Source organism: Aerosakkonema sp. BLCC-F183 (assembly GCF_041929145.1).
Lineage (GTDB): Bacteria > Cyanobacteriota > Cyanobacteriia > Cyanobacteriales > Aerosakkonemataceae > Aerosakkonema.
In genome coordinates, this window is record NZ_JBHFNU010000044.1 from 175,091 (window position 1) to 188,933 (window position 13,843).

Genomic DNA, 13,843 nt, shown 5'->3' on the forward strand with positions numbered 1-13,843 from the left:
ATAATTTATGATGAACAAACTAAAATTATTAATTTATTCTGTCAGCCAAGGCAATCCAAAAGTCTTCGGCGTAATTCTGATATCAGCATTTTTTGTCACTCTAGCCAGAATTTTAGCCCCCATCGAAATGAATTGGGATGAAGCTGTACAATTGGAGGCGGCACATCGGCTAGTCAAAGGATTAGGATTGACCAGTACATTTTTCCCCCCTCCCTATGCCCCAGTTCAAATTCCTTCTAATCTAAACATAAGCCCAATTCCCCAATATTTAACTTGGTGGCCACCTGGATTTTCCCTATTGGTTGCTAGCTTACTTTTTATAGGAATATCACTCGCTACATCGCTCAAAATTATTTACGGCATCTCAACTATTTTGGGATGGTTTGCTTGGGGAATTCTCGGCAGTAATTGCCTTTCAAAACCTATCAAAATTGGTTCAAAAAATCTTCCCGCTCAGTTTTTTATTGCTGCTATACTGCCAATTTTTTATACGCCTGCATGGAATGGAACAGATTTATTTTTGTGGGCAGGATTACCTTTCGTAGTGCTTTTGCTTTTCAAGTCAGCCAATCAAAAACCTTTGTTCTACGTTGCTGTTGCTGGCTTCATCTTCGGTGTTTTGGTTTTTATTCGTTACTCAAGCCTTTTTATTGCGATCGCAGCTTTCTTTATCCTACTCCTGCTTAACTATCCCCGCCTACTAGCTTTCCTCAAAACTTACTCTATTTTTCTAGCTTCCTCACTCTTGTTTATCCTACCGCTAGCTATCTACAACAAATTGGCAGGCTCGAATAAACCGACAATTTCACTCTATAATAATCCTACCGATTTATCGACTATCCCTGGATTACCAGAATTTGTCAATTTCAAGGGCAGTTTTGCAGGTCTTTCTACTACTATTATCAACATATTAAAATCTGCATCGACTATTTCGCAATTATCGGGACTTCCTCTGGAACCTCTAATTAACTCCTTTAAATCCGACTCTGCCATCATATTAATATTTGGCACTTTTTGTCTCATACTTGTTTTTTTACTGCCTTGGCTAGTTTTTATAAAAAATCCAGAAACTTCCCTCGAAGAAAGACAAAGAGATATTTCTCTTTCCCTATCTTTAGTACCAGTTTCTCTGGTAATTCTTTTATTAGCGAGTAATTTTGCTCAGGATTACGATTTTATCGGTACTGCTAGATACTACATTCCCGTATTTCTGCCTACTATATTTATCGCTTACGAACTCGCAACTAAGCAAACTAAAAATGCCGATCGCTTAATCAAAACAGGATTTTTAATATTTATTAGTATCTTTCTAGCTTATAACCTAATATATAGACCATTCTTCATGCCTGGGAAGCGATTTCAATTGGCAAAAACAGTTTTAGGCAGTTACTTAATGTATAGATATGATTATCAATATCCCAGTCACAAAGTAATTACACTTTACGACGATACATCGACAGCATTAAGAAAATTACAAGCTGAAAATCCTGAAGCACTATTTTTTGTGCAAGACTACGTTTTTTATGTATATGACGGTCACGAAGGATTGAGAACTATACCCGTTAGCGATTTCTGGAAACGAGCTTACGTTGAAAAAGCAGTAAAAATATTTTGGGCAGTCAGTCACCCGAAATGCCGTGGAATTTGTCCCGCGCTTTCTCCCCAACCCATCAAACAGCTATCATCTCAGCCTCATCTTAAAACCGTCTATAAATCTGCTCAAGAAAAAACCAAAATATTAGTTTCCGATTTACCCAATGGCTACAAATTTTAACCATTTAAGAAATCGTTAGGTTTTAATTTTGTGTTTCAATAGCCAGTTACAGCCAAGTTCAAACAACCCACCAAACAAACAACTAAGGGCACTAACTAGGCAAAAACGTAGCCAGTAGGAAGGAACTTTGGCCAATAAAATCCAAAGAGCTATATAAGTATTGCTGTGGGTAAGATAAATTCCATAGGAGTAGTTTCCCACTATATTCAACCATTTTTTCAACGGGAAAAAGCTGAGAATCTGAAAAATAAAGCAAAATTCGCCCACCCCAATTAGCTGATCGGAAGGAATTCTCAGTACCATCCAACCTTCAGCAGAAGTCCAGTAAAGCGCAACACCAATCAACCAAATTAACCCAGTCAACCATATCCAACGGGATGACAGCAATAAATTTTTGCTCCAGTTTAAACAAGATTCTACTGTGGAAATTCTCGGTTCTAGTAGTGCGATCGCTAAAATCATACCGAAAGCAAACTCAAACACGCGGGGTACAAAAATCGCCCCTCTAATTAATACATCAGTTGCCATCTCGTCCAGGGGAAGAGCCACAATCGTGGCTCGATATACCAAAGTAACCAGCAGTGTTCCAGTTAGTAAAATTGACCATCCCCACCGTTTACCTACCCAAATTAGCACGGGAAAAACTAAGTACAACTGAACTGCCAGACCAATGTACCACCAAGCACCATTCAGAAAATAGTAATATTCAAACAAAAAATTCCGCAGCGTTGTGAGACTGGCGATGAGAGCAACTCCTACTTTAATTGCACCCCAGTTGGATAGATTACCAGTTCCAAACGGCACCCACTTTGGTTGAATCCACAATAACAGCAAAGCCAAAGCATGAGCTAGCCAGTATAATGGGAAAATTCTCGCCAATCTGTGTTTCCAAAAATTTCCGCTCGAAAACTCTCTATCCTGTTGCGCCTCAGCTCCATACTTTCGCCACCAAGACGCCGTTAATCCAAATCCGCTGGCTATGATAAAAAGATGAACTCCTTGCTGTCCCAGCAGACAAAAAAAGTACAGTATACTGTTAACTATGCTTCCCAAGCTAGAAGCATTCGTTTGTTTAATGATTTCAGGAAAACTAAAAAAACCTTTGCTATATCCCCAAAGATGGTAAATTAATACCATCAATATTCCTAGCCCTTTGATAGCAGGCAGTATTTGACTGAGACGATGATATTCTTTGGAAACTGTTTGCATAATAATAAATAAACATTGGCGCTAGGAAACAGCAGCAGCTCACATCAAAAATAAACCTTTAAAATTCGGAAATGCTCAACCCTAACAAAATAACTTTTTATAATATACTGGATCGCGCTCTCGCTGGCTATGATATCTCCGCCGAAGAGGGAGTGGTACTTTTAACGCAGACCGAGCCGGAAGCGATCGCAGCCATTCGTTCCACAGCCGATCGTCTGCGCCAAAAGCAAGCTGGCGATACCGTCACCTACGTTATCAACCGAAACATCAACTTTACCAATATTTGCGAGCAACACTGTAGTTTCTGCGCTTTCCGCCGCGATGAAAGCGAAGAAGGCTCTTTTTGGTTAGATATTGCCCAAATTCTTGAAAAAGCCACAGATGCCGTCCAACGAGGTGCAACAGAAATTTGTATGCAAGGGGGGCTCAATCCCAAAGCAAAACTTAACGGTAGTTCCCTCGCTTATTACCTGCGGATAGTTAAAAGCATTAAAAACGAATTTCCGCAACTCCATTTGCACGCATTTTCTCCTCAAGAAGTGCAATTTATCGCCAGAGAAGATGGTTTGACCTACGAGGCGGTAATTGCCCAGATCGAAGAAGGGGGAGTTGATTCTATGCCTGGAACAGCCGCAGAAGTTTTAGATGATGAAGTGCGGCGCATCCTCTGTCCGGAAAAAATAAACACCGCTACTTGGTTGGAAATTGTTACCACAGCTCACAGTATGGGGTTGCCCACAACCAGTACAATGCTTTCCGGTCACATAGAAACGCCCGCACAGCAAATACAACACTTGAGTTTATTGCGAAGTCTGCAACAAACAGCCCTAGAACGGGGTTATCCGACGAGAATTACGGAATTCATCCTGCTGCCTTTCGTGGGACAAGAAGCACCCAAACCCTTACGGAAGCGGGTAGGACGGGATCAACCGATTTTGGCAGATGCCCTTTTGCTCACAGCTGTGGCGCGTATTTTCCTGGGCAATTGGATCGGCAATCATCAGCCTAGCTGGGTTAAACTCGGTCTTGCCGGTGCTACAGAAGCTTTGACTTGGGGCTGCAATGATATCGGCGGTACTCTGATGGAGGAGCATATTACCACAATGGCTGGGGCGACAGGCGGTACTTGTATGGAAGTAGCAACTTTGCAAGCTGCGATCGATTCCTTGGGGCGTCCTTATCAACAACGAGATACCCTGTATAACAAATTGCTAGCTGTTACTTGTTAATTGTTCATTGCGAATTGTTCATTCCTCATGGCCATGAACCATGAACTGTGAACCATGAACTGTGAACTATGAACTGCGAACCATGAGCATGATTAAACGAAAAAAACCGTCCCTTTTACTAACTTTGGGAACTACCACCGTACTAATTGGTGGTGGCGCAACCGCTTACTGGCTACTGAGTCAAGCACAATCTTCATCGGTCAGCTTGCCAGTTGGGGCAAACTTAGTTCCTCAAGATGCCGTAGTGGTGCTATCTGTATCCGCTCTTCCAGAACAATGGCAGCAATTGCGGCAGTTTGGTACAAAGGAAACGCAAGTGGCTTTCGATCGCACTTTCACGAACTTGCGCGATCGCTTTCTCTCTCCGAACGGCTACGATTACCAACAAGATATTCAACCTTGGGCAGGCAAAGAAGTCACTTTTGCCTTTTTGTCAGAACAAACAAAATCCCCAGAAGGCAAACTCACTCAAAATTCCTCAAAACCAGAACAACCAAAGCAGTCAGTCGTCATGATTTTGCCGATCGATAACCCAGTCCAGGCGCAGCAACTCTTGGAAAGACCGAATAGTCCTCTCAAACAAGCGAAGTGGGTCGATCGCACTTACAAGGGCGTTCCCATTAAAGAAATCGCAGACAATAATACTGATAATTTTTCGGCGGCAGTACTAGAAGGGCGATTTTTAGCGATCGCCACAGATCCCACAACAACCAATAAAGTAATCGATACCTACCTCGGCGGTGCTTCTTTAATCAAAACTCCGGGTTACGCCCAAGCATTGCAGCAAATACAAGCCGATCGACCTTTTGCCAAATTGTATGTCAATATTCCATTAGCAGCAACGGTATTAAAAAATTTTCAGCAGCAAGTTCCTCCGCAAGGATTTTCTCAACTCCAGCAACAGCAAGGCTTAGCAACCACAATTACTCTCGACTCAGAAGGGCTGCGCTTTAAAAGTATTTCTTGGCTGAATCCGAATAGTAAGAAAAAATATACTGTCAAAAATGAAGCTGGCATCATGCCCAAACGCCTGCCAGCAGATACTTTGATGATGATGTCTGGCGGCAATTTAAAACTGCTTTGGCAAGAGTACGTTCAAGGGGCAGAATCGAATCCCATTTCACCTTTCAAACCTCAAGAGTTACGAAATTTAGTGAAAGAATTCGCTAATTTAGATTTGGATCGCGAATTAGTACCCTGGATGGACGGTGAATTTTCATTTTCCTTTATTCCCTTTCCTCAACAATCCAAAGAAGATTCCCCATATCCTAACTCAGGTGCGGGAGTCGTATTCATGGTAAAGGCAAGAGATCGTCGCTTAGCTGAAAAATCGCTAGAAAAGTTCGACCTCGCGATCGCCAATAAATACCAATTAAAGGTAGAAGAAACGAAAATTGCCAATCAACGTATAGTTAATTTTACTTCGCCATCCTTGGGATCGAAAATCAGCCACGGTTGGTTAGATGGCGATGTCGCTTTTTTGGTATTGGGAGCTAACATTGCCGATGCGATCGTCCCCCAACCCAAAGCAAAGTTAGCAGATAGCGCATCGTTCCGAAATATAGTCCCCTCAGAACCTAAACCCAACAACGGTCAGTTTTTCTTGGATATCGATCGCTTGGGTATCGACTTAACAGCTAGCTTCTTTACTTCTTTGTTTCGACGCTCCCAAGATCCCAACACCCAAAGAATACTCAGAAATCACCTCGTCCCCATTCGCGCCATTGGTGTCACCACTGCTGTCAGCGATCCTCGCAGCACACGCTTTGACATTTTTGTCAAACTAAAAAAGGTTGAGGAGAGTAGGGAATAGGAAAAGTCAAAAGTCAAAAGTCAAAAGTCAAAAGTCAACAGAAAAAATTTTGACTCTGTGACTTTTGCGATCGAGAGGCCCTCCGAGTGCCAGAATCGATAGAGGGCAGCAAAAATGTACCATACAAGTTGGCTATATAAAACGACAGGGGAGAACACAGGAAATTATGGATTTGGTTGTACTCCAGAATTGGCTGGATAATGCCAGCTTTGCGGTGCTATTCGTCACGATGCTGATTTATTGGGGAGGCGCTGCTTTTCCTGGCATCCCGTATCTACCAGCCTTGGGAACATCTGGGATGGCGATCGCAAATATGTGCATTGCTTGTTTGTTAGGCGCACGCTGGCTGGAAGCAGGTTACTTTCCTCTGAGCAATTTGTATGAATCTCTCTTTTTCCTCACTTGGGGAATTACTGTCATCCATTTGATTGCGGAAAATATGAGCCGCAGCCGTTTGGTGGGCGTCGCTACAGCACCGGTGGCAATGGGGATTACGGCTTTCGCTACCATGACCCTGCCAGCACAAATGCAGTCGGCAGAACCCCTCGTACCCGCCCTGAAGTCGAATTGGCTGATGATGCACGTCAGCGTCATGATGCTCAGCTATGCGGCTTTGATGGTGGGATCGCTGCTGGCGATCGCATTTCTGGTCGTCACTCGCGGACAAAATATCGAACTGCGCGGTAGTTCGATCGGTACGGGAGGCTTTCGCAGCGCCAACTACCAGTTGCGCCGTTCTGGTGTAAACACGTTTCATGAAACGTCTCTACACTCATCTGCTCCCGTTTCGATCTCCCCTGTTGACGGAGGGATTGACCTTAACGGTAGTGCCAAAACAGCTGTTCTCAACAAAGTAGAAACCAAACCGGCACAGAAAGTCGATCGAGCCGAACCGCTCGAACCCCAGCGCCTCAGCTTAGCCGAAACCCTCGATAACATCAGCTATCGCGTCCTTGGATTGGGATTTCCTCTGCTCACAATCGGCATTATCGCCGGCGCTGTCTGGGCAAACGAAGCCTGGGGTTCTTACTGGAGTTGGGACCCTAAAGAAACTTGGGCCTTAATCACTTGGCTGGTCTTTGCCGCCTATCTTCACGCCCGCATCACTCGCGGTTGGCAAGGTAGACGTCCGGCAATTTTGGCTGCTACCGGTTTTGCAGTCGTCTGGATTTGCTATCTCGGTGTCAATCTGTTGGGCAAAGGATTGCACAGCTACGGTTGGTTCTTTTGAATCACTCCCTAGAAATAATCGCGATCGGCTTTATTCTCGTTTCCAGGTTCAACCTGGGAACGAAATCCTGGATGCAAGATGTGAGTTTAGTTACAAGCGGTCAGCTTTTGATTCCAGCTTGACCGCTTACTTTTTGCAAACTTATGGAAAATCTGGCTCACGGATACAGTATTTTAAATATTAACAAGCTATCCTAATAGCGCCTAACCAATCAAAACAAACTCATGATTACAGTTTTGCTGGTCGATGACAGTCCCACTGTTCGTTCAATGGTTTCCGATTTGCTCAGAAGCAAAGGTTTACAAGTTGTCGAGGCGTGTGACGGCATCGAGGCAGTCGAAAAAATACAGGCTAAGTGTCCGGATTTAGTGATCACCGATATCGTTATGCCCCGTATGAATGGCTACGAACTCTGCCGTTGGGTGAAAACTAACGTAAAAGAACGTAACATACCTGTGCTAATGTGTACAAGTAAAAGCGAACAATTCGATCATTATTGGGGTCTCAAGCAAGGTGCAGATGCTTATATAACTAAACCTTTTCAACCAGCAGATATGATTCAAACTATCAAAAAACTCTTGAAAAAAGTACCTAACCAATAGAAAATAGACTTGAATACAATAAAATTATAAATGTATTTCTGAATGTCTGAGTTTAATTAGGCATAGTTAAATTTTATTATTGTTCATTGTTCGTTATCAATATTTGGTTGTTAATTTATTACCAATAACAACTAACAAATGCCGAAAGTACAATAATTATTCGCTCAAGACTTGGTAAATTTTGGCTGGCTGTTCTCGTCCTTTTAGTTGCACGCTCCCGATAAATTGAGTGGGAAATATACCCTGGATATATCGATAGGTTTCTTCGTCGATCAAAATCCGACAAATACCCCCATCGATCGACTTATCGTAACTTTCCAATCTAGCCGCTACATTCACGCTGTCTCCGATAGTTGTATAGTTTAGGCTCTCGCGTATTTGAGGTGATAACAAAATCTCATAGATGATGGGCAAAGCCTGTGGTATAACAGCTTTAGCTTGGTCATAGATATAAAAACTAACTTCGACGCATCAGGGCGTTGAGCTTCCCACTACTGAAGCTAAAAGACCAACTGATTAGCAAAATTTATCACCCTAAGTACGGGAGAGCCTTATTGTAAAAGCTGCCCAGTAATATGGATGGGAGTGCCGTCTTTTTGTGGTATAATCGGCTCTGCTGTGGCTGCGGGAATGAAGCCGATCGCACCCGCAATACCCGCGCTCGCCGAAACCACACAAAACCCACGATTTCCGGTAGATGCCATGCCCCAATCTCTCCCCTATGGCAGATGAAAATATTACCTGATTTTTTCGCTAATATCTGTCTTAACACAGCTATTGAGGATTTTTAATCATTCGATACATTTTCCTCATCTATGCAAAATTACTTATTTCTTTAGGGTGATGCTTAAAAGCTCCTCTTGGTCATCTCTCCACGCCCAGCTACATATCACTTTGCGACAGCGCCAATTATTGCCTCGTTCTCAACGTTTATTAGTGGCAGTATCTGGCGGACAGGATTCGCTTTGTTTGGCTAAATTGTTATTAGATTTACAGTTAAAATGGGATTGGTATTTGGCAATTGCCCATTGCGATCATCGTTGGCGATCGGATTCGGAAGCTAATGCAAACCATGTCGAAGCATTAGCGAAAATTTGGCAATTACCTTTCTACAAACAAACAACAGATCGACTTTTGAACAGCGAAGCGGCAGCGCGAGAATGGCGCTACCAAGCTTTAAGTGCGATCGCCCAAAAAAACGACTTCTACTACATCGTCACAGGTCACACAGCGAGCGATCGGGCCGAAACTCTCCTTTACAACCTCATTCGCGGTAGCGGTGCAGATGGCCTGCAAAGCCTCACCTGGCAACGTTCTCTCTCCGACTATTTGCAGCTAGTGCGTCCCCTCCTCCAATTCACCCGCGCCCAAACTGGTCAATTCTGTCAGGAAATGCAGCTTCCCATTTGGGAAGATTCCACCAATCAAGATTTGAAATATGCCCGCAATCGCATTCGCCTTAGTGTTATACCATACTTGCAGGAAAACTTCAATCCCCAAGTCGAACAAGCCCTAGCCCAAACAGCCGAACTTTTACAAGCAGAAGTAGAGTATCTAGAAGATGCGGCTCGTCAGTTGCTGCTTCAGGCTCTGGAGGAGGGGAGTGGGGGAGACGATCTCGATCGGCAATCGCCAATTCCCAATTGCCTCAATCGCATCGTCTTGCGTACAGCACCCCTACCCCTGCAACGGCGAGTCATGCGCCAATTTATACAGCAAAGCTTAGCGATCGCCCCTAGCTTCGACCAAGTAGAAAAGTTGACCGCTTTAATTGCCGCTCCCAACAAATCTCGCACCGATCCATTTCCTGGCGGTGCGATCGCACAAGTCGATCGCGATTACATCTGCCTTCTAGTGAAAACTTAAAAGCTGAGCCTCTTAAACTACACAGGTATTTTTGACCGAAAAAATGCTGTAAAATCTCCGATTTCAAGGGTAATCATCAAAAATTTTCCAAATTTTAAGCTCCGTCCTTTTAAGGCGGAGCCAATCCTCTCATCTAAAATCCTCTCATCCAAAATCAGATGACTTTTGACTTTCACGATGCTACCAATTGTTGTTGCAAATGGCTGGGCATAATATTGAAGAAAATTTTCCGCATTTCTGCAATAGCGTGGTGTTGATAGTCGCCGCTTTCCTGAATTTGACCCAGCATCCCGGCGATCCCCTCCAACTTCTGCCGCAACACATTCAGCTTATCCTGCAACGGCTGCAACATTTCTTCATACAGCTTCAACCTACCCCAAGTTTCCGCCACTAATGCCCGCTGCGAAAGCAAATTTTGCTCGCTCGTTTGCAATTCCTGACGTTGGTTGACCTGCTCTTGAGTTTGATGGTCGATCATACTCTGAGCTTGCTGAATATTCAAGCGCATTTGCTCGATATCCCTTTCCAGCTTTTGCAATTCCTCAGCCAATTGTTGTCTGGAAGACTCCAGCTGCGTCAGCACTGGGCCGAGATCGATCTTTTGATTATCTTGAATATCCGTTTCTGGCATCCCTTGGCGACGGCGCATCACCCGCTGGTGCTGACTGAAGATTTCTTCTCGCTCGCGGACAGTCCGGCGCGAACCCACAACAGAGTCTTCTAGGATCTGATAGCGATCCTGCTCATCTGCGAGTTCTGCTTGCAATGGCGGGCGATCGTAATCGCTAGCCTGACGAATCTTCTGTTGCAATTCTGCAATAGTTTGGCGCTGCAATTCCAGCTCTTCTTCCTGATCGCTCAGAAAACGCTTTGCTTTTTCCAATTCCTGCTTCTGGCTTTGTACAATTGTCTGAAGTTCCGGCAGAGAAATCTTTTCCAGCGCTTCCACATCAATTTTCTGGCCGATCTTGACATCAGAAGACATTGCCGCCATACGCTGAACTTGCTGAAGCAAGTCTTCTTGAGTCCGCAACTGAAGGCTCAGTTTCTGAGCTTGCTCTTGCTTGAGTTCCAAATCCTTATGCTGTACAGTTAGCTTTGAACGGGCTTGGGCGAGAGTTTCTCTATCTTGCTCCCACTGTTGCCAACGATTTTGAAGGTTGCTACCTTGGCTGTCTACCCGATCTTGGAGAACTTGTGCAGACGATCGCTGTTGCTCTAGTTGCTGCCAGTGTTTGTCCAGATCTGCCTGTTGTTGCCCAAAAATCTCGAACGCCAAATTTAATTGTTCTTGTGCAGCTTGGGGGGATGCGATCCCTTCGTACATCCGGTTGAGCAAATCTTGTATTCGGTGTGCCTGGTCATCATCTATAGCTGTTTTTGGCTGATACTCAGCCTCCATCTGCTTTACCCGCTCTTGCTCGCCCCGTAAATGAGCCCAAGCTCCCTCTAGCTCCTGACGATTGCGATCGATCTCTTCCCGCAGCCTTTCCACTTCCTCGCGAGAGCTATCAATTTCCTGACGTTGCTGCTCAAACCGCTCAAATTCCCCCTCCATTTGCTCGAGCTGTTCTTGCCGTGCCTGGATTTCCATCTCCCGGCGATTCAACTCCTGAGCCTGATACGTCAGCGACTCCTTCCACTGTTCGATTTCTTCTTCCTTATTTTTATATTTTTCTTGCAACCGGGAGAAATTTTGCAAAATCGGAACCAGATCCCGCCCCGGATTAATGCGCTGCACCTGTCGATTTCCTGACAGATCGACTAGCACCAACGCACCCTCACCATATTTATTCGCTTCATCAGGGGGAGCGGGAATAATTTCCTCACCCGGCACTGCGCTCCAGCTTTCCCCTCGCTGACAAGCTAGCAGTTTGAGGTCAGTTTTAACACTCATTAACTGTTTCTGTTTCTGTACTTCCGCTAGATACAGCACGCCGATTGTCCTCTTGATGTGTCTGGGGCTTTCTTGGCAGGCTAAACCTTCCCCGGAAAATTTAGTTTATCTGCCTAAACCCAGTTTAGGCAGACTGCGTATTCAAAACAATCTGTACTCAGTTGTCTATTAAGCGCTAATGTATATTGTTTGACACTCTCCGCCCTCTTGTATGCAGAAATTCTTTATGCAGAAATTCTTTCAAAGGAGATACCAGGATGGCATTGCTCGAACCACAACTCCCAAGACCGTACCGACTCGAATCCCAGTGTCGTGCGATGCGCGGTGTCAATTGCGCCTACTTTTGCGCCTACTTTTGCGCCTACTTTCTCCGGCAGAGCGTAAACTCACCATTGGGTCTACTTTAAGTATATTTGTTGCTTCACTCGCTCAATTATCTTTGCTTGTGAGGGCTGAAACTGGAGTACAGAGTAGGGATTCAGTCATTTCGACTGAAAGCCTTTTAACCAGAACGTCCCGCCACTGGGAGTTTCACCCGCTAACTGAGGTCTTTGTGGCCTACTCGATTTTACCATGTAAAGCCGTCCTAGAAGGACGGGGTTTGACACCCAAAATTTTCGATGACTCAAAGGAATTAAAGCTTTGCCTCCTTTGAGTCATACTAGCTCAAGTTGCGGCGTTATATCGTTGAAGTAGGTAGTAAGTTGGGAAAATCATCCCATTCTACCCACTCCCCGCTACCACTCCTGCTTGCACTCAGCAGCACGACGCACTCAAACTTTGAAATTTGCTACCTGGAAAATGCGAAAATTATTTATAACTGGCTTACCAAGAGGAAAGCACAGAAAAGCTGGTGTTGGCAACTACGTTAAATTTTAACCTAGACTAAATACGTCTAGATTTCCTCTTATGTTTTTAGATAAAAAGCTTTTTCAGGAGAGCGCTATAGTTCCATGCAGGGAACGTTGAATGAAATTGATATCCGCAGTATTCTGCAACTTATCGAGTTAGGTCAGCGAACGGGATACCTGGAAGTAGAGGCGTTCGGTGGCGATCGCACTATGTACCGCGATCCCAAGACGCGACACCAAGAGCAATTTTGGATTGTATTCTTCCTCAACGGTCAAATTGCCTACGCAGCGCATAGCGATAATAGTTTATCGCGCCTGCGCGATTACGTGCGCCGCTATAAAGTAGATGGCGCTCTCGATAACGTCAGCGTTCCCTCCATCGCGACCATCAATGCCCCTGAATACGGCTACCTGTGGAATTTACTGGAAACTCACGCGCTGACTCCCGCGCAAGGGCGCAGCATTATTCAAAGTATGGTACGCGAAACCCTGTTTGACCTGCTTAGCTTACGCAACGGTGCATTTATCTTTGAAATAGGCCCAGCCCTGGAACCGCAACTTACCACCCTGGAAATTGGCCCGCTAGTCACCCACATCATGAAACAGGTACAGGAGTGGAAGCAGTTTCACCCCCACATCCAATCCCCCGACCAGTGTCCGGTAATTGTAGACTCTACCCAGCTGCGCCAAAAACTGCCAGAAAATACCTTTAAAATCCTAGAGCATTGGGCCGATGGCAAAACTTCCATTCGCCAAATGGCTCGCTATCTCAATCGAGAAATTTTACCGGTCGCAAGAGCTATTTATCCGTATTTACAACAAGGTTGGGTACAATTAGTTTCTCCTTTGGCAGCTTTTTCCTCTGCCAACCGGGAATTGATCCCCGACCCAGCAACGGGAGTACCTCGAATAGTGTTTATTGATGATGGCATTGCCACCTGCAAAGCAGTAGAGTATACCCTCAAACAACACGGTTATGCAGCTGCGGCGATCGACAATCCCTTGAAAGCACTCAGTTTAGTCTTTCAAATCAAGCCAGACTTAATTCTTTGCGATATCGCTATGCCCGAACTCGATGGATTCGAGATTTGTGCCATGTTGCGCCGCTCGACAGCCTTCCGGCAAACGCCGATCGTTATGCTCACCGGCAAAGATGGCTTTATCGATCGAGTCAAAGCACGCATGGTCGGTGCGACTGACTACTTGACAAAGCCCTTTGGCGACAGCGAATTATTAATGCTCGTAGAAAAGTACGTAGGCCCCAGTAACGCCAGTCCATCTACACCAGACCAATTTTCTCTCAATGCGTTAGAAGAAGAGATAGCAGAAGTAGACACAAAGCACCGCTAAATCCTGGCTTGTGACTTTTCG

The 13,843-nt window shown here is 44.8% G+C and carries 11 protein-coding genes; 7 read left to right on the forward strand and 4 right to left on the reverse strand.

Annotation, left to right across the window (positions count from 1 at the left end; all coding sequences use genetic code 11):
* Window positions 1-7 precede the first annotated feature (7 nt).
* Window positions 8-1,774 carry a hypothetical protein gene (locus tag ACE1CD_RS12165; RefSeq protein WP_374824304.1) on the forward strand — a complete coding sequence of 589 codons (1,767 nt, stop codon included), beginning with the start codon at window positions 8-10 and terminating at the stop codon, window positions 1,772-1,774.
* Window positions 1,775-1,789: 15 nt separating this feature from the next.
* On the opposite strand, the gene ACE1CD_RS12170 is transcribed toward ACE1CD_RS12165, so the two are convergent.
* On the reverse strand, window positions 1,790-2,983 hold the full coding sequence (locus tag ACE1CD_RS12170) for an acyltransferase family protein (protein WP_374824307.1): 1,194 nt from the start codon (window positions 2,981-2,983) through the stop codon (window positions 1,790-1,792).
* 71 nt (window positions 2,984-3,054) lie between these two features.
* Between ACE1CD_RS12170 and cofH the strand changes: the two genes are divergently transcribed.
* The 4 genes from cofH to ACE1CD_RS12190 all read left to right on the forward strand — a co-directional run bounded on the left by cofH (window position 3,055) and on the right by ACE1CD_RS12190 (window position 7,858).
* The gene (gene cofH, locus ACE1CD_RS12175; RefSeq protein ID WP_374796211.1) at window positions 3,055-4,212 is read left to right on the forward strand and encodes a 7,8-didemethyl-8-hydroxy-5-deazariboflavin synthase subunit CofH; all 1,158 of its coding nucleotides are present in this window, start codon (window positions 3,055-3,057) and stop codon (window positions 4,210-4,212) included.
* 82 nt (window positions 4,213-4,294) lie between these two features.
* Window positions 4,295-6,025 carry a DUF3352 domain-containing protein gene (locus ACE1CD_RS12180; protein ID WP_374796210.1) on the forward strand — a complete coding sequence of 577 codons (1,731 nt, stop codon included), beginning with the start codon at window positions 4,295-4,297 and terminating at the stop codon, window positions 6,023-6,025.
* 166 nt (window positions 6,026-6,191) lie between these two features.
* Window positions 6,192-7,256 (forward strand): c-type cytochrome biogenesis protein CcsB, encoded by a 1,065-nt coding sequence (gene ccsB, locus ACE1CD_RS12185; RefSeq protein WP_374824310.1) that lies wholly within the window; start codon window positions 6,192-6,194, stop codon window positions 7,254-7,256.
* A 224-nt stretch (window positions 7,257-7,480) separates the two neighbouring features.
* The gene (locus ACE1CD_RS12190) at window positions 7,481-7,858 is read left to right on the forward strand and encodes a PleD family two-component system response regulator (protein ID WP_374796208.1); all 378 of its coding nucleotides are present in this window, start codon (window positions 7,481-7,483) and stop codon (window positions 7,856-7,858) included.
* 156 nt (window positions 7,859-8,014) lie between these two features.
* Here the strand turns inward: ACE1CD_RS12190 and ACE1CD_RS12195 are convergent, their stop codons facing one another.
* Together ACE1CD_RS12195 and ACE1CD_RS12200 are read right to left on the reverse strand one after the other, a co-directional pair.
* The gene (locus ACE1CD_RS12195; protein ID WP_374796207.1) at window positions 8,015-8,197 is read right to left on the reverse strand and encodes a hypothetical protein; all 183 of its coding nucleotides are present in this window, start codon (window positions 8,195-8,197) and stop codon (window positions 8,015-8,017) included.
* Between the two features lie 212 nt (window positions 8,198-8,409).
* Window positions 8,410-8,562, reverse strand: coding sequence for a hypothetical protein (locus ACE1CD_RS12200; RefSeq protein WP_374796206.1), 153 nt, complete (start codon window positions 8,560-8,562; stop codon window positions 8,410-8,412).
* 139 nt (window positions 8,563-8,701) lie between these two features.
* Here ACE1CD_RS12200 and tilS point away from each other — a divergent pair, with 139 nt between their 5' ends.
* Window positions 8,702-9,724, forward strand: a complete 1,023-nt coding sequence (gene tilS / locus ACE1CD_RS12205; protein WP_374796205.1) for a tRNA lysidine(34) synthetase TilS — start codon at window positions 8,702-8,704, stop codon at window positions 9,722-9,724.
* Window positions 9,725-9,896: 172 nt separating this feature from the next.
* Here tilS and hmpF read toward each other — a convergent pair whose 3' ends face one another.
* Window positions 9,897-11,660, reverse strand: a complete 1,764-nt coding sequence (gene hmpF, locus ACE1CD_RS12210) for a pilus motility taxis protein HmpF (protein WP_374796204.1) — start codon at window positions 11,658-11,660, stop codon at window positions 9,897-9,899.
* Window positions 11,661-12,574: 914 nt separating this feature from the next.
* Between hmpF and ACE1CD_RS12215 the strand changes: the two genes are divergently transcribed.
* On the forward strand, window positions 12,575-13,822 hold the full coding sequence (locus tag ACE1CD_RS12215; protein ID WP_374796203.1) for a response regulator: 1,248 nt from the start codon (window positions 12,575-12,577) through the stop codon (window positions 13,820-13,822).
* The last annotated feature ends 21 nt before the right edge of the window (window positions 13,823-13,843 follow it).